Origin of the sequence: Pseudomonas serbiensis (genome assembly GCF_030580745.1) — a bacterium.
Taxonomy (GTDB): Bacteria; Pseudomonadota; Gammaproteobacteria; order Pseudomonadales; family Pseudomonadaceae; genus Aquipseudomonas; species Aquipseudomonas serbiensis.
The window spans coordinates 353,770-369,627 of sequence record NZ_JAUQOO010000004.1; the positions used below are offsets into that span (position 1 = coordinate 353,770).

Below are 15,858 nucleotides of genomic sequence, written 5' to 3' on the forward strand. Positions count from 1 at the left end.
TGCCTTACACCCAATGCAGGACTACCTCCCCGGATACCGGGGAATCTTTAAACAAGGGATGGGCTATGGTTCAGGTTCGTAAACTGGTATTAGCAATTGCTGCGGCTTCGGCGCTGTCATCTGGGATGGCGCAGGCGTTGGGGCTCGGGGAATTGTCGGTAAAGTCGACCCTGAACCAGCCTTTGGTAGCCGAAATTGAATTGACTCAGGCACAGGGTCTGGATGCCGCGCAAGTAGTTCCCAGTCTGGCAACTACTGCCGACTTTGCGCAGGCGGGTGTGACGCGACAGGCATTTCTCAATGACCTGACTTTTACCCCGGTTATCAATGCCAGCGGTAAAAGCGTGTTGCGCATTACTTCCAGCAAGCCGGTGCGCGATCCCTATGTGAAGTTCCTGGTTCAGGTGCTATGGCCTAATGGCCGGTTGCTGCGTGAATACAGCCTGTTGCTGGATCCACCGAAGTTCTCGCCAGAGGCCGCCGCAGCTGCCGCAGCCGCAGCACCTGTCGCTCCGGCAGCTCCTGCGCAGTTGCCATCGGTTGCGCCGCCTGTGGCTGCTCCGGCACCCGCCACGCCTCCTGCCCCAGCCCCGGCGCCCGAGGCAGCGTTGCCGCCTCCAGCCGTGGACAAGCCTGCGCAATACGTCACCACCAACAACGATACGCTGTGGGAAATTGCCGCCAAGGTTCGTACGGGCGGTACGGTTCAGCAGACCATGCTGGCAATTCAGGCGCTTAACCCTGACGCTTTCATCGGCGGCAATATCAACCGCCTGAAAAAAGGCCAGGTGCTGCGTCTGCCGACCCCTCAGCAGACCACTGCGCTGCCTCAGCCTCAGGCGCTTGCGGAAGTATCCCAGCAATATCGTGCCTGGCGCGAAGGGCGTCGTCTGCCGGCGGGCACCCGTCAGGTGGATGCAACCCGTCGTGCGCGAGCCGGTGCGGCTCCGTCGCAGGTTGAAACCCGTGACAACCTCAGTCTGGTTTCTGCAAACGGCAAGCCTGCTGCCCAGGGCGCGGCAGGCAATGGTGATCTGAGCAACAAGCTGGCCGTGGCTCAGGAGGCGCTGGATACTTCGCGTCGTGACAATGCCGAGCTGAAAAGCCGCATGAACGATCTGCAAAGTCAGCTCGACAAATTGCAGCGCCTCATCGAACTCAAGAACGATCAACTGGCCAAGGTTCAGGCGGGTGCTGCTGCGCCAGTCAATCCTGCGGTGCCGGCTGCACTGGTCGACGCCAATGGTGCGCCGCTCAAGCCAGCGGGTGAAGTGGCCCCTGAAGATGCCTTGCCAGCCGGTGCCGCTCAGGTAGCGACACCGCCTGCGGAGCAACCGTTGGCCGTCGAACCTGTCCCTGCCCAGGAAGAAGATCCGCTCAACAACATCCTCAACAATCCTGTATTGCTGGGGCTGATTGGTGGCGGTGTTCTTCTGGTTCTGGCGCTGTTGCTGTTGTTCCTGGCGCGTCGTCGCAATGCCAAGGCCGAGGCTGAAAAGCACAAGCGAATGGCGCGAGCCTTGGCTGAAGAGTCCGATTTCGTTTCCGATATGGACATGGATGTGCCGCAAGCCAGCTTCGATGGGCTCGATGTGCCGCCACCGAACGTCAAGATGGGCGCAGCTCCGGCTGCTGCCGCTGCGGCGTCCCGTGAGCGTCCGGCTGATCCGTTGGTACAGGCCGAGATCCATATTGCCTACGGTCGGATGAATCAGGCTATCGAATTGCTTGAAGAGTCGGTCAAGGAAGATCCGGCGCGTGATGACATTCGCCGCAAGCTGATGGAAATCTACTCCGAGCAAGGTAACAACAAAGCCTATGCGGCCCATGAGCGGAAGTTGGTGGCTGCGGGAAAGCGTAATGCTGAGGTCGAGCAGCTAAAGGATCGAGACTCGACCGAGAAGGCGCCAGAGCTGGCAAAGGCTCCGGTAGCTGTTGAACCTGTTCCGGCGCCTGCTGCACTTGAGCCGGCTCCTGCGCCAGCGCCTGCACCGACAGTGGCCCCTGAGGTTGCTGTTGCGGCAGCGGCGGCTGCTGTGACGGCCGCGGCCGTTGCGGCGGAACTGGATGCCAAGTACGTGGAAGAGCTTCTGGCTGAGGATCCTGAAGATCCGACGCCTGAGCTTGCTCCTGAACCCGAGCCTGAGCTTGCTCCAGAACCGGAGATTGACCTTGAGCCGGAGCCGGAGCTGGTTGCCGAGCAGCCTGCGCCTGTGGTGCCTGAGCCTGTAGCAGAAGAGGACGATCCGTTCGATCATGATTTCGATCTGAGCCTGGACGAGTTCGAGGAAGCGCCAGTGGCTGAGGTTTCCACGATCAACGATCTGGACGATCTGCTGCTGGATGAGCCGATTGTTCCGGCTGTGAGTGCTGACGATGAGCTGAGTTTCGAGTCCATCATGCAGCAGCAGAAAGACGCCCAGGCCGCGGCAGGGGTTGATGATCTGGCCGATTTCGATCTGGATCTCTCGGAAGAGGAGCCAGCGCTCAAGGCTGAGGATGATGTGTTGCTTAGCCTGGGCGAGGATCCGCTTGATCTGGGTGAGCCGGCACCTTCATCTCTGGAGGATCTGGAACTGCCTGAGGACTTCGATCTGTCACTGGCTGACGAGATCGAAACCGATCAGGCGAGCCAGGCCTTCGCTTCCGAGATCGAAGACGTCAACGCGGAACTGGATCGTCTCTCGCAGAACCTTGAGCATCCGCCGCTCGATGAGCCTCGCTTCACGGCTGAAGATGCTGCGCTGGAAGACGAGCCTGAGTTCGACTTCCTGTCGGGTGTCGACGAAGCAGCGACCAAGCTGGATCTGGCGCGGGCCTACATCGATATGGGCGATGCCGAGGGTGCTCGGGATATTCTCGATGAAGTGGTCAGCGAAGGGGATGACGGGCAGAAGAGTGAAGCGCGCGAGATGTTGGCGCGTCTGGCCTGATTCATGTTCTGCTGCACTGGAACGGCCGCTTTTGCGGTCGTTTTCATTTGCGTATCTGCTCACTGGCGTCTTTTTTCGGCGCCCGTATAATGGCCGCCTTTTCGCAGACTCACAGGCTGTAGCACCTTGGCGAACATAGACAACCCGGCCGCCGAGATGGCTGCCGAGGGCTTTTCCCGAATCGCGCTGGGCGTGGAATACAAGGGCTCGCGTTATTGCGGCTGGCAGCGTCAGGCGTCTGGCGTTCTGACGGTGCAGGAAACCCTTGAGGATGCCTTGTCCAAAGTCGCGGCCTCACCCGTTTCGCTGATGTGCGCAGGGCGTACAGATGCGGGTGTGCATGCCTGCGGGCAGGTTGTTCATTTCGATACCCGGGCCGAACGGACGATGAAAGCCTGGGTCATGGGCGCCAATATCAATCTGCCTCACGATATCAGCGTCACGTGGGCCAGGGTCATGCCGGCTCATTTCCATGCGCGCTTCAAGGCGATTGCACGTCGTTATCGCTACGTGATCTACAACGACCAGATTCGCCCTGCGCACCTTGGCCAGGAAATCACCTGGAATCACCGGCCGCTGGACGTCGAGCGCATGGCCGAGGCTGCCCGGTATCTGGTCGGCACCCATGACTTCAGCGCCTTCCGTGCCGGGCAGTGTCAGGCCAAGTCGCCCGTCAAGCAGTTGCACCATTTGCGTGTCACCCGGCATGGCAAGATGATTGTCATCGATGTGCGGGCCAATGCCTTCCTGCACCATATGGTGCGCAATATCGCGGGTGTGCTGATGACCATCGGGGCAGGGGAGAGGCCTGTGGAGTGGGCGCGTGATGTACTGGAAAGCCGCGTCCGCCGTACCGGTGGCGTCACGGCGCATCCTTACGGACTGTATCTGGTGCAAGTCGAGTACAGGGATGAGTTTGCGCTGCCGGATCGCTACATCGGTCCGCACTTTCTTACAGGCTTCAGCGAACTTGACGGCTGACGACCCGAAAAGCATTTGCTAACATCCGGGACTTTCCGAAAGGTCTGAGGTTTTCACCACATGTCAGCCGTTCGCAGCAAGATCTGCGGGATTACCCGCATAGAGGATGCTCTGGCTGCCGTCGAGGCGGGCGCGGATGCCATCGGTCTGGTGTTCTACTCCAGAAGTCCGCGGGCCGTGAATGTGCAGCAGGCGCGGGCGATCATCGCCGCATTGCCGCCCTTCATCACCACCGTCGGGTTATTCGTCAATGCCAGTCGTTGCGAGCTCAATGAAACCCTGGATGCCGTGCCGCTGGATCTCCTGCAGTTTCATGGCGATGAAACACCCGAAGAGTGCGATGGCTACCACCGTCCCTACATCAAGGCGCTCAGGGTCAAGGCGGGTGATGACATTGCTGCCATCTGCCGTACCTACGTCAACGCTCGCGGAGTCCTGCTCGATACCTATGTTGACGGCGTGCCCGGTGGTACGGGCGAAACCTTCGACTGGGCATTGATTCCCGATGATCTGGACAAGCCGGTCATCCTGGCTGGCGGGCTGACTTCTGCCAACGTGGCGCAAGCCATTACCCAGGTCAGGCCATATGCCGTCGATGTCAGTGGTGGCGTCGAAAAGAGCAAGGGCATCAAGGATCGCGACAAGATTCTTGCCTTCATGAGTGCGGTCCACGGCGCTTGATGTGACGGTTGGCGCTTTGCCGCCGTCCATAAGCCTGTCCCCGCCATAAGTATGCGGGTCGGATTGAACGAGCGACTGCATTTGCGTGTGTCGCCGATTAACAGTGGGGTCGAGGGTCATGCAGGTCTTGCCGACCGCTGCCCGTCATCACCGCCACCTATACGAATTTAAGCTAAGGGCATGCGCCTGGTGTCGAACGCCAGGCGTGGGAGCCAAACCGGTACTGGAGAAATAAAGCATGAGCAACTGGTTGGTAGACAAACTGATCCCTTCGATCATGCGTTCCGAGGTCAAGAAAAGCTCGGTCCCCGAAGGGCTTTGGCATAAATGTCCTTCCTGCGAAGCGGTGCTTTATCGCCCTGAGCTTGAAAAGACCCTGGACGTCTGCCCCAAGTGCAACCACCACATGCGTATCGACGCCCGTGCCCGTCTGAACATCTTCCTGGATGTCGAAGGCCGTGCCGAGCTGGGTGCGGATCTGGAGCCGGTGGATCGCCTGAAATTCCGTGACAGCAAGAAGTACAAGGATCGTCTGGTCGGTGCGCAGAAGCAGACCGGCGAGAAAGATGCCCTGATCTCCATGAGCGGTACCCTGCTGGGCATGCCTGTCGTGGTGTCGGCGTTCGAGTTTTCCTTCATGGGCGGTTCGATGGGTGCAATCGTTGGCGAGCGTTTCGTACGTGCTGCCAACTATGCGCTGGAAAATCGCTGCCCGATGGTCTGCTTTGCTGCTTCCGGCGGTGCCCGTATGCAGGAAGCCCTGATCTCCCTGATGCAGATGGCCAAGACTTCGGCTGTCCTGGCGCGTCTGCGTGAAGAAGGTCTGCCGTTCATTTCCGTGCTGACCGACCCGGTCTACGGTGGTGTATCCGCCAGTCTGGCGATGCTGGGCGATGTCATCGTTGCCGAGCCAAAGGCCCTGATCGGTTTCGCAGGCCCTCGCGTCATCGAGCAGACCGTTCGCGAAAAACTGCCTGAAGGCTTCCAGCGCAGCGAGTTCCTGCTGAACCATGGCGCCATCGACTTGATCATCCCGCGCAGTGAACTGCGTCCGCGTCTGGGCAAGCTGCTGGCTCAGATGATGAACCTGCCGACTCCCAAGTTCGTCGCGCCTGTTCTTGAGCCTATAGTCGTTCCACCGGCACCGGCCACTGTATGACCCCTGAAACCCTGGGCGACTGGCTCGCCTATCTGGAGCAACTGCATCCCTCGGCCATCGACATGGGGCTGGATCGTTCGCGACAGGTGGCGCAGCAACTGGGGCTTACCCGGCCTGCGCCTCGGGTTGTCACGGTAACCGGCACCAACGGCAAGGGCTCGACATGCGCATTCGTCGCAGCCTTGCTTCAGGCCCAGGGCCTCAAGGTGGGTGTCTACAGTTCTCCGCATCTGCTGCGCTATAACGAGCGTGTGCAGGTGCAGGGTGTCGAAGCTTCCGATGCCGAACTCTGTGATGCCTTTGCCGCTGTCGAGGCGGCGCGTGGCGATATCACCCTGACGTATTTCGAGATGGGTACGCTCGCTGCTTTCTGGCTGTTCGAGCAGGCCCGTCTGGATGCTGTCGTGCTGGAAGTCGGTCTGGGCGGTCGCCTGGATGCCGTGAATCTGGTGGATGCCGATCTCGCGTTGGTGACCAGTATCGGTATCGATCATGCCGACTGGCTGGGCAATACTCGTGAGTCGGTTGCCTTCGAGAAGGCGGGTATTTTCCGTCAGGGCCGTCCGGCGCTTTGTGGCGATCTTGATCCTCCTGCGCCATTGCTTGAGCAGGCGGATCGGCTAGGCTGTCCCTTGTCATTGCGTGGTCGTGACTTCGACCTGACCGTTACAGGTCAGGGCTGGAACTGGCGTGGTCGTGACAAGGCGGGTCGGGTGGTCGAGCTTTCCGGTCTGCCTTTGCTGGATCTGCCGATGGAGAATGCTGCACTGGCACTCCAGGCTTATCTGTTACTGGATATGCCATGGCAACCCGAGATCATTGGCTCTGCATTGTCGGCTGCGCGGATTACCGGTCGTCTTGATCGCCGTGTGTTCCAGTGGCAGGGCAAGACCTTGAACCTGTTGCTCGATGTTGGTCACAACCCGCATGCTGCGCGGTTTCTGGCGCAGCGCATGGCTCAGCGGCCTGTGCTCGGCAAACGCCTTGCGGTGTTTGGCCTGCTGTCGGACAAGGATCTGGAGGGTGTGGCTGAGGAGCTGGTTTCCAGTATCCAGAGCTGGGCTGTGGCGCCACTGCCTACGCCTCGCAGCCGATCTGCCGGACAATTGCAGTCGGTGCTGCAGAACCTTGGCGCTGAAGTAGCGTCTTACGACAGTGTTGCGCTGGCGCTTGAAGCCCAATGCGCAAACGCGACGGCCGATGACGAGATTTTGCTGTTCGGATCTTTTTACTGTGTGGCCGAGGCTCTGGAGTGGTTGGCCCGGTACACCGATGAGGAAGCTGCAAATGGCTTTGCTGGATAAAGTATTCAAGCAGCGAATGGTAGGTGCCCTGGTTCTGATTGCTGTGGCGGTCATCTTTCTGCCGATGCTGTTCACACGTCAGGACGAGGTGCGTCAGGTACAGGTCGAAGCACCTTCTGCGCCTCAGGCTCCGGTTGTTCCGCAGGTCAAGGTGGAGCCGGTACCGGTGCCCGAGCCGCAAATCCTGCCGCAGGAACCTGTGCCGGGTGAAGAGGGCGCCAGCGTGGCCAGCCAGTTGCCGCCATCGATGCCGATCGCACCTGCTCCTCCTGTGGCTGCTGCACCGGTGCCGGCGCCCAAACCTGCCAAACCGGCTCCAGCCCCGACTCCAGCTCCGGCGCCTGCCACTCCTGCTGCTACTGCGCCAGCCACTGCCAAGGCGGCTGCGGGCGGTGTCGATGCCAACGGGCTTTCGGTGAGCTGGTCTGTACAGTTGGCCAGCATGTCCAATCGTGCCAACGCCGATAATCTGCAAAAGACCCTGCGTGCCCAAGGCTACAACGCTTACATTCGTACCGCCGATGGTGTGAACCGGGTGTTTGTCGGACCGTTGATCGAACGTGCCGAAGCCGATCGTCTGCGCGATCAGCTGGACAAACAGCAGAAACTCAAGGGAATTGTGGTGCGCTTTCAGCCAGAGCGTGGCTAAAAGTCGCATCGCATCGCGAATCGCAGCTTACCGGCAGGCGGGCGCTCTGCTAAAATGCGCCGCCTCATCAGTCTGTAGGCTGCACCGTGCCATTTACTCCGGTTGACTGGGCGATTATCGGAATTGTCGCCATCTCCGCTCTGATCAGCATCAAGCGCGGCTTCGTCAAGGAAGCCTTGTCTCTGCTGACCTGGATCATCGCGGGCGTTGTTGCCTGGATGTTCGGCGCGGGGCTGTCCCAGTATCTGGTCAATTACATAGAGACACCTTCAGCCCGCGTGATTGCGAGCTGCATCATCCTGTTCGTCGCCACATTGCTGGTCGGCGCCATGGTCAATTTTCTTATCGGCGAACTGGTTCGCGTCACCGGGCTTTCGGGGACGGATCGTTTTCTCGGTATGGTCTTCGGCGCTGCGCGCGGAGGCCTGCTTGTCGTTGTAGCGGTCGGGCTATTGAGCCTGGGCCCGGTACAACAGGATCAATGGTGGCAGCAGTCAAGGCTGCTGCCGCAATTTCTCATGGTTGCTGACTGGTCGAAAAACCTGATTCTCGGGATGTCCAGCAAGTGGCTCGCCAGCGGCATCAGCGTTCCTGCTGAGCTGCCGTTCAAGGAGCAGATCCTGCCAGCTGCAATGCCGCAGGAAGTGCTTGGTAAATCAAGTTCCACTAAGTAGGGGTTGTGTCGCATGTGTGGCATCGTCGGTATCGTCGGTAAGTCGAACGTCAATCAGGCGCTGTATGACGCGCTCACCGTCCTCCAGCACCGCGGCCAGGACGCTGCCGGTATCGTGACCAGTCATGAAGGCCGGTTATTTCTGCGCAAGGACAATGGTCTGGTGCGTGATGTGTTCCATCAGCGCCATATGCAGCGTCTGGTCGGGCACATGGGGATTGGTCATGTGCGCTATCCAACTGCGGGCAGCTCGACTTCGGCCGAAGCCCAGCCGTTTTATGTCAACTCGCCTTATGGCATCACGTTGGCGCACAACGGCAACCTGACCAACGTCGAGCAACTGGCCAAGGAGATTTACGAATCTGACCTGCGCCACGTCAACACCAGCTCCGACTCGGAAGTGTTGCTCAACGTCTTCGCCCATGAACTGGCCGTGCGTGGCAAGTTGCAGCCCACCGAAGAAGACATCTTCGCGGCCGTGACCGACGTGCATAACCGTTGCCGTGGTGGCTACGCCGTTGTGGCGATGATCACCGGCTACGGCATTGTCGGTTTCCGTGACCCGGATGCCATTCGTCCCATCGTGTTCGGTCAGCGTCATACCGACGAAGGCGTCGAGTACATGATCGCCTCCGAAAGCGTGTCCCTGGACGTGCTGGGCTTTACCCTGATTCGCGACCTGGCTCCGGGCGAAGCGGTTTACATCACTGAAGACGGCAAGCTGTTCACCCGTCAGTGTGCGGCCAACCCGAAATATGCACCGTGCATCTTCGAGCACGTCTATCTGGCGCGCCCGGACTCGATCATCGACGGCATCTCGGTCTACAAGGCGCGTCTGCGCATGGGCGAGAAACTGGCGGACAAGATCCTGCGCGAGCGTCCCGATCACGATATCGATGTGGTTATCCCGATTCCGGACACCAGCCGCACGGCTGCGCTGGAGCTGGCCAATCACCTGGGCGTCAAGTTCCGCGAAGGTTTCGTCAAGAACCGTTACATTGGCCGTACCTTCATCATGCCGGGTCAGGCTGCACGCAAGAAATCCGTGCGCCAGAAGCTCAACGCCATCGAGCTGGAGTTCCGCGGCAAGAACGTGATGCTGGTGGATGACTCCATCGTGCGCGGTACCACCTGCAAGCAGATCATTCAGATGGCTCGCGAAGCGGGTGCCAAGAATGTCTACTTCTGTTCGGCTGCTCCGGCAGTGCGTTACCCCAACGTCTACGGCATCGATATGCCGAGTGCTCATGAACTGATTGCCCACAACCGCACCACTCAGGACGTTGCCGACCTCATCGGTGCCGACTGGCTGATCTATCAGGATCTGACTGACCTGATTGAAGCGGTCAGTGGTAGCAAGAAGATCAAGATCGACAACTTCGACTGCTCGGTCTTCGACGGCAAGTACGTGACCGGCGATATCGACGAGCATTATCTGAACAAGATCGAGCATGCGCGCAACGACGCTTCCAAGGTAAAAAGCCAGGCAGTGAGCGCTATCATCGATCTGTACAACAACTAATCGAGCAAGGAGTGACGGCATGACTCAGGAATGGGATGCCGGTCGGCTGGACAGCGACCTTGAAGGCGTGGGTTTCGATACCCTCGCCGTACGCGCCGGGCAACATCGCACGCCGGAAAGCGAGCATGGCGATCCGATGTTCTTTACCTCCAGCTATGTGTTCCGTACGGCTGCCGATGCAGCCGCGCGTTTTGCGGGTGAGGTTCCAGGCAACGTCTATTCGCGTTATACCAACCCGACCGTGCGTTCCTTCGAGGAGCGCATCGCGGCGCTGGAAGGCGCGCAGCAGGCAGTTGCCACGGCAACCGGCATGGCGGCGATCCTTTCGGTGGTCATGAGCCTGTGCAGTGCGGGCGACCATGTGCTGGTGTCGCGCAGTGTGTTCGGCTCGACCATCAGCCTGTTCGAGAAGTACTTCAAGCGCTTCGGTATCGAAGTCGATTACGTGCCTCTGGCAGACCTGTCCGGCTGGGATGCGGCAATCAAGGGCAACACGAAAATGTTGTTCGTCGAGTCGCCGTCCAACCCGCTGGCCGAACTGGTGGATATCGCCGCACTGGCGGAAATCGCTCACGCCAAGGGTGCGACGCTGGTCGTCGACAACTGCTTCTGCACGCCAGCACTGCAACAGCCGTTGCGTCTGGGTGCGGATATCGTCGTGCATTCGGCAACCAAGTTCATCGACGGCCAGGGCCGTTGCATGGGTGGTGTGGTGGCCGGGCGCAGCGAACAGATGAAGGAAGTGGTCGGTTTCCTGCGTACTGCCGGGCCAACGCTGAGTCCGTTCAATGCCTGGATCTTCCTCAAGGGTCTCGAAACCCTGAGCCTGCGCATGCGTGCTCATTGCGCCAATGCCCAGGCAGTCGCCGAGTGGCTTGAGCAGCAGGAAGGTGTCGAGAAGGTTCACTACGCCGGGCTCAAGAGCCATCCGCAACATGAGTTGGCCCAGCGCCAGCAAAAGGGTTTCGGTGCCGTGGTGAGCTTTGAGGTCAAGGGTGGCAAGGAAGGAGCATGGCGTTTCATCGATGCCACGCGCCTGATTTCCATTACTGCCAACCTGGGCGACAGCAAGACCACGATCACTCACCCGAGTACCACGTCCCATGGTCGCCTGACGCCTCAAGAGCGTGAAGCTGCCGGGATTCGTGACAGCCTGATCCGGGTTGCGGTCGGCCTGGAAGACGTTGCAGACCTTCAGGCTGATCTGGCACGCGGTCTGGCGGCGTTGTGAGCGATTGGGCGATGAAAATCGCCAGCACCAACAATGGTCGGGTGGCTCTGGTTACCGGAGCCGCACGCGGGATCGGCCTTGGCATTGCTGCCTGGTTGATCGCCGAAGGCTGGCAGGTTGTGCTGGCGGACCTCGATCGTTCGCGGGGTGCCAAAGTGGCCGGGGTGTTGGGTGACAACGCCCTGTTCATTGCCATGGACGTTGCCAGCGAGGATCAGGTAGCCGCAGGTGTGGCCGAAGTGCTCAGGCGCTTTGGTCGCCTTGATGCGCTGGTGTGCAATGCGGCCGTTGCCGACCCCCATAACACCACTCTCGAAAGCCTCGATCTGGCTCACTGGAATCGAGTGCTGGGTGTGAACCTCAGCGGTCCGATGCTGCTGGCCAAGCATTGTGCGCCGTATCTGCGCGCTCATTGCGGCAGCATCGTCAATCTTAGCTCGACCCGTGCCAGGCAGTCCGAGCCCGATACCGAGGCCTACGCGGCGAGCAAGGGCGGCCTGCTGGCCCTGACTCATGCGCTGGCCATCAGTCTCGGTCCGGAGATTCGCGTCAACGCCGTGAGTCCTGGCTGGATCGATGCGCGGGATCCTTCCCAGCGTCGTGCCGAGCCGTTGTCGGAAATCGACCACGCCCAGCATCCGGCTGGCAGGGTAGGGACCGTGGATGATGTCGCGGCCATGGTGGCCTGGCTGCTTTCCCGGAATGCCGGATTCGTCACAGGCCAGGAGTTCGTGGTCGATGGTGGTATGACCAGAAAGATGATTTATGTGGAGTGAGTTTTGAGCGGCAAGCTTTGAGCTTCAAGAAAGGTGCGAGAGATCGTGCCTTTTTTGTTTTTGGTGCCTGCCTGGAATTTGCCTTTTGAGGCTGTTTTGAAAAAAACTTCAAGCAGGGTATTGACTTAGGTTCGGTAGGTGCGTAAATTTCGCGGCCTCAGCGAAGCAAAGGGTGATTAGCTCAGCCGGGAGAGCATCTGCCTTACAAGCAGAGGGTCGGCGGTTCGATCCCGTCATCACCCACCATCGTTGAGTCTGGAAGCTGTTTCACGAGGGCTTTCAGGAATGAAGCAACACATGCGCAGCGGTAGTTCAGTCGGTTAGAATACCGGCCTGTCACGCCGGGGGTCGCGGGTTCGAGTCCCGTCCGCTGCGCCATATTATCCAGATCCGGTTTTCCGGGTCCGGGATTGAAGAGCCAGATGGTTGTTCAATCAGGCAGTGATTCAAACTACCGAAAGTTTGTTTCAGGTCGATTAAAAGAGTTTCACAAGCGATACGCAGCGGTAGTTCAGTCGGTTAGAATACCGGCCTGTCACGCCGGGGGTCGCGGGTTCGAGTCCCGTCCGCTGCGCCATACAAAGCTTCAAGGCCTTGAACTCCTTGAAGCAAAAGAAAAAGCGACCTTAACCGGTCGCTTTTTTTTGCCTGCGATTTATGCAAAAAAAAGCTGCGCTCATTACAAGCGCAGCTTTGTCATTCAACTCTTGTTCACCACTTCATTTCGCCTTTGGCTACTTTGGCACTGAGTTCCAGTGAAGACTCCTCACCCAGTTTCGGGTAATGAGTTTTCATTGCCTGGATCAGCGCTGCGGAATCCTTGGCCTTGGCGGTTTCTGCATCGAAGGTCTTGATGTAGTTCGCGGTAAAGGCGGGTGCCTGTTCCGACTTGAGTTCACCCGGCAGGAAGTGGCCGGGAACGATGGTTGCGGGCTTCAGTTTCTCGATGGTGGCCAGGGTTGCCAGCCAGTCCTGATGCGATTTGGCACTTTGAGTGTCGGCCATCCACACATGGATGTTGTTGGCCAGCACCACGCCGCCGATCACTGCCTTGATGGAAGGTACCCACACGAACGTCCGGTCAGGCTGCGGGCCGTCAAGGCCGACGATCTGCAGGTCCTGGCCTTCAAGCTTCAGGCTGCTGCCCTGAATGACTTCGGGAACGATGATCTTGCTCGGTGCGCCAGCGCCCAGCTTCGGTCCCCAATAGGCCAGTTTGCCATCCTTGGTTTCCTTGATGTGAGCGACGGTTTCAGCACTGGCCACTACCTTGGCCTTTGGGTAGGCCTCGGTAATGGCTTGCAGGCCGAAGTAATAATCCGGGTCGCCATGGCTGATGTAGATGGTGGTGAGGTTCTTGCCGCTTTTACGGATCTTCTCCACGACCTGCTCGGCCTGTGTTGTGGAAAATTGTGCATCGACCAGGATTGCATCTTTCTCGGCTGTGACCAGCACCGACGACACCGGGAAGATGCCCTCTGCTCCTGGGTTGTAGACATCCAGCTTCAATGGCTGTGCTGCCAGGCTGGTGCCGGCGAAGCCGAGCAGGGCGATGCTGGCAACAAAGCGTCGTGCAAATAGCGGTAGCATGAAAATCTCCATCCGGGCTGTATTAAGAGAAGTCCAGATTAGTTGAGATTTATAGACTGAAAAACGCTAGATTAGGCCCATATTTGTTGCTGAAACCGGTCGAATAATGGACAAATTGCAGGCCATGCAAGCTTTCGTCACGGTCGTTGATTGCGGCAGCCAGACTGCGGCTGCCGACAAGCTCGGATTGTCGCGGCCTGTCATTTCAAGATTCCTGGCCGAGCTTGAAGAGTGGACCGGTGCCCGGCTGATGCACCGCACCACCCGACGACTGAACCTTACTGCCGCTGGCGCCGAGGTTTTGCCGTTGTGTCGACGGATGCTCGATTTGGCGGAAGACATGCGTGCCGTCGTGGCAGCGCCCGAGGATGAGCCCAAAGGCTTGCTGCGCATCACCACCAGCACGTCCTTTGGGCAGGCTCAGCTCACCCAGGCCGTCACCGAGTTCGTTGGCCGCTACTCGCAGGTGCGTGTCGACATGGTGTTGCTTGATCGCACGGTGAATCTGGTCGATGAGCGCCTCGACCTGGCGATTCGCATCACCAACGACCTGGACCCGAATCTGATTGCCCGCCGCCTGACGACCTGCCGCTCTGTGGTCTGTGCATCGCCTGCTTATCTGCAGGCGCATTCCGGACCTAAAAGTATTGAAGACCTGGCTCTGCATAACTGCCTGACCCATTCCTACCACAGCAGCAGCCTGTGGCATTTCACCCGCAAGGGTTTGCCGTGCAGCGTTGCGGTACAGGGCAACCTCAGTACCAATGACTCGATCACCACCATGCAGGCTGCGCTTTGCGGAGCGGGTATTGCGCTGCTCCCCACCTATCTGGCGGCGCCGCTCATGCAGGACGGCAGGCTGATACCCCTGCTGACCCACTACCAGCCAATGGAGCTGAGCATTTACGCGGTCTACACCTCCCGAAAACACATGTCATCGGCATTGCGGGCACTGCTGGACTTCCTCGCCGAACGCTTTGCGCCTGAACCGGTGTGGGATCGGGGTTGAAAGGCACCTGATCAAGCGTTTGTGGCTGATTGCAAAGCCCCGACACGAAAAAATCGTCATTTGTATCAGCATCTTTTCACTGTCTGCGTTGATCCTGCGCTGGCCTTGTTGCAGACTTACCGACGTTTCCCCGGTCTGCAGTTCTGCTGACAGTTATCTTCCCCAGGATCCTCGATGTTTAAGTTACTGAGCTTTCGTACCGCGTGCTGGACGTCCGTCCTGCTGGTTATTGCTGGCTGTTCGTCTCCCAAGCAGGCTGTCTACGATCATGAGCATTTCGATGATGCAGGGACTTTTTCCAGAAGTTACCCGGCCAGCGATGATTCGTCCTGTGAGGCCGGACGGCGTGCGTTGCTCAGCCAGGGCTATATCATTACCAGCAATGACCCGAAAATGATCAGCGGTCGCAAGAGCTTCCAGCAGACGGGCGAGACTCATATCGAGATCAGTTTCAACCTTGTCTGTGCGGCCGATGTCGGTGGTGGCGGTTCGACCATGTTCGCCAACGCTTTGCAGGACCGTTATGCGCTGAAGAAAACCAACAACTCGGCCAGTCTGGGGGTAGGCGTGCTGGGTTCGGTATCGATGCCGATCGGCTCGACCGACGATTCGATGGTCAAGGTGGCCAGCGAGACGGTTGCTTCGGCCAAGTTCTATGAGCGCTTTTTCGGGCTGGTGGAAAATTTCCTGCCTCCAGAAGTGAAGCAGGCTGCGCATATCGTCGAGAAACCCAAGGCTGATCTGGGCGTGCCGGAAGCGGCTCCCGCTTCCGCTCCTGCACCGGCTCCAGTTCCGGCACCGGTTCCCTTGGCGCCTCAACCGGTCGAGGCTGAGCCGAAAGCCGAAACGGTACCGCCAGAGTCCCCGGCTACACCTGTCAGCAGCGAACCAGTTGCAGCACCTGCGGAGCCAGCGGCATTCAGCGCTGAAGATCAGTAACCCCCGTAGGAGCGAATCGGGCGGCGCTCCGCTCATTCGCGAAAGGCTTCGCGAATGAATTCGCTCCTACGATCGTTTATCCCAGAAACAGCTTGTACGCCGGATTCTGGCTCTCATCCCAATACGGATAGCCAATCTCCTCCAGCGCTGCGCCCACCAGATGCCGCTCCTCTTCCGGCACCACCAGCCCGGCCACTACGCGACCATCGGCGGCGCCGTGGTTGCGGTAGTGGAACATCGAGATGGTCCAGCGCCCGCCCAGTTTGTTGAGGAAGTTGAACAGCGCGCCCGGCCGTTCCGGGAACTCGAAGCGCAGCACCACTTCATCATCCACCCGCTCGGCATGCCCGCCGACCATATGCCGGATATGCAGCTTGGCCAGTTCGTTATCGGTCAGGTCCAGCACCGGGA

Annotated in this window: 12 protein-coding genes, 3 tRNA genes and 2 pseudogenes; 15 read left to right on the plus strand and 2 right to left on the minus strand. The window is 59.2% G+C overall.

Features of this window, described 5'->3' with window-relative positions; all coding sequences use genetic code 11:
- Positions 1–65: 65 nt before the first annotated feature.
- From Q6A51_RS08255 to Q6A51_RS08315, 13 genes are all read left to right on the plus strand, one after another.
- Positions 66–2,933 (plus strand): FimV/HubP family polar landmark protein, encoded by a 2,868-nt coding sequence (locus Q6A51_RS08255; protein WP_304574517.1) that lies wholly within the window; start codon positions 66–68, stop codon positions 2,931–2,933.
- Between the two features lie 156 nt (positions 2,934–3,089).
- The gene (truA, locus tag Q6A51_RS08260) at positions 3,090–3,914 is read left to right on the plus strand and encodes a tRNA pseudouridine(38-40) synthase TruA (protein WP_201019393.1); all 825 of its coding nucleotides are present in this window, start codon (positions 3,090–3,092) and stop codon (positions 3,912–3,914) included.
- A gap of 60 nt (positions 3,915–3,974) precedes the next feature.
- Positions 3,975–4,595 (plus strand): phosphoribosylanthranilate isomerase, encoded by a 621-nt coding sequence (locus Q6A51_RS08265; RefSeq protein ID WP_200999725.1) that lies wholly within the window; start codon positions 3,975–3,977, stop codon positions 4,593–4,595.
- Positions 4,596–4,833: 238 nt separating this feature from the next.
- Entirely contained in the window at positions 4,834–5,754 is a 921-nt protein-coding gene (gene accD, locus Q6A51_RS08270) for an acetyl-CoA carboxylase, carboxyltransferase subunit beta (RefSeq protein ID WP_304574518.1), read from the plus strand.
- On the plus strand, positions 5,751–7,058 hold the full coding sequence (folC, locus tag Q6A51_RS08275; RefSeq protein WP_304574519.1) for a bifunctional tetrahydrofolate synthase/dihydrofolate synthase: 1,308 nt from the start codon (positions 5,751–5,753) through the stop codon (positions 7,056–7,058). Before accD ends, folC begins: the two co-directional genes overlap by 4 nt.
- A complete protein-coding gene (locus Q6A51_RS08280; RefSeq protein WP_201019238.1) occupies positions 7,042–7,707 on the plus strand; it encodes an SPOR domain-containing protein in 666 nt (221 codons plus the stop codon). Before folC ends, Q6A51_RS08280 begins: the two co-directional genes overlap by 17 nt.
- Positions 7,708–7,793: 86 nt before the next feature.
- Positions 7,794–8,381 (plus strand): CvpA family protein, encoded by a 588-nt coding sequence (locus Q6A51_RS08285; RefSeq protein WP_200999721.1) that lies wholly within the window; start codon positions 7,794–7,796, stop codon positions 8,379–8,381.
- A gap of 12 nt (positions 8,382–8,393) precedes the next feature.
- Positions 8,394–9,902, plus strand: a complete 1,509-nt coding sequence (purF, locus tag Q6A51_RS08290; RefSeq protein ID WP_200999720.1) for an amidophosphoribosyltransferase — start codon at positions 8,394–8,396, stop codon at positions 9,900–9,902.
- A 19-nt stretch (positions 9,903–9,921) separates the two neighbouring features.
- Positions 9,922–11,133, plus strand: coding sequence for an O-succinylhomoserine sulfhydrylase (locus tag Q6A51_RS08295; protein ID WP_201019237.1), 1,212 nt, complete (start codon positions 9,922–9,924; stop codon positions 11,131–11,133).
- An 11-nt stretch (positions 11,134–11,144) separates the two neighbouring features.
- Positions 11,145–11,909, plus strand: coding sequence for an SDR family oxidoreductase (locus Q6A51_RS08300; protein WP_201019392.1), 765 nt, complete (start codon positions 11,145–11,147; stop codon positions 11,907–11,909).
- A gap of 170 nt (positions 11,910–12,079) precedes the next feature.
- Positions 12,080–12,155, plus strand: a tRNA-Val gene (locus Q6A51_RS08305).
- A gap of 55 nt (positions 12,156–12,210) precedes the next feature.
- A tRNA-Asp gene (locus Q6A51_RS08310) sits at positions 12,211–12,287 on the plus strand.
- Positions 12,288–12,409: 122 nt separating this feature from the next.
- Positions 12,410–12,486: transfer RNA gene (locus Q6A51_RS08315), tRNA-Asp, on the plus strand.
- Between the two features lie 134 nt (positions 12,487–12,620).
- On the opposite strand, the gene Q6A51_RS08320 is transcribed toward Q6A51_RS08315, so the two are convergent.
- The gene (locus Q6A51_RS08320) at positions 12,621–13,499 is read right to left on the minus strand and encodes an MBL fold metallo-hydrolase (protein WP_304574520.1); all 879 of its coding nucleotides are present in this window, start codon (positions 13,497–13,499) and stop codon (positions 12,621–12,623) included.
- Positions 13,500–13,605: 106 nt separating this feature from the next.
- Here Q6A51_RS08320 and Q6A51_RS08325 point away from each other — a divergent pair, with 106 nt between their 5' ends.
- Positions 13,606–14,508: a LysR family transcriptional regulator gene (locus Q6A51_RS08325; protein WP_201019235.1), complete on the plus strand. Its 903-nt coding sequence runs from the start codon at positions 13,606–13,608 to the stop codon at positions 14,506–14,508.
- A gap of 174 nt (positions 14,509–14,682) precedes the next feature.
- Positions 14,683–15,438 (plus strand): annotated as a pseudogene (locus Q6A51_RS08330) (DUF2242 domain-containing protein); the annotation flags it as partial.
- Positions 15,439–15,523: 85 nt separating this feature from the next.
- Here Q6A51_RS08330 and Q6A51_RS08335 read toward each other — a convergent pair.
- Positions 15,524–15,858: pseudogene (locus tag Q6A51_RS08335) on the minus strand (threonine dehydratase); the annotation flags it as partial.

What these genes read in the sequence shown, in the direction of transcription:
- truA (WP_201019393.1), top strand. Translation starts at nt 3,090, where the DNA reads ATGGCTGCCGAGGGCTTTTCCCGAATCGCGCTGGGCGTGGAATACAAG.
- Q6A51_RS08265 (WP_200999725.1), top strand. Translation starts at nt 3,975, where the DNA reads ATGTCAGCCGTTCGCAGCAAGATCTGCGGGATTACCCGCATAGAGGAT.
- Q6A51_RS08255 (WP_304574517.1), top strand. Translation starts at nt 66, where the DNA reads ATGGTTCAGGTTCGTAAACTGGTATTAGCAATTGCTGCGGCTTCGGCG.
- Q6A51_RS08300 (WP_201019392.1), top strand. Translation starts at nt 11,145, where the DNA reads ATGAAAATCGCCAGCACCAACAATGGTCGGGTGGCTCTGGTTACCGGA.
- Q6A51_RS08280 (WP_201019238.1), top strand. Translation starts at nt 7,042, where the DNA reads ATGGCTTTGCTGGATAAAGTATTCAAGCAGCGAATGGTAGGTGCCCTG.
- Q6A51_RS08325 (WP_201019235.1), top strand. Translation starts at nt 13,606, where the DNA reads ATGGACAAATTGCAGGCCATGCAAGCTTTCGTCACGGTCGTTGATTGC.
- Q6A51_RS08320 (WP_304574520.1), bottom strand. Translation starts at nt 13,499, where the DNA reads ATGCTACCGCTATTTGCACGACGCTTTGTTGCCAGCATCGCCCTGCTC.
- Q6A51_RS08295 (WP_201019237.1), top strand. Translation starts at nt 9,922, where the DNA reads ATGACTCAGGAATGGGATGCCGGTCGGCTGGACAGCGACCTTGAAGGC.
- purF (WP_200999720.1), top strand. Translation starts at nt 8,394, where the DNA reads ATGTGTGGCATCGTCGGTATCGTCGGTAAGTCGAACGTCAATCAGGCG.
- accD (WP_304574518.1), top strand. Translation starts at nt 4,834, where the DNA reads ATGAGCAACTGGTTGGTAGACAAACTGATCCCTTCGATCATGCGTTCC.
- folC (WP_304574519.1), top strand. Translation starts at nt 5,751, where the DNA reads ATGACCCCTGAAACCCTGGGCGACTGGCTCGCCTATCTGGAGCAACTG.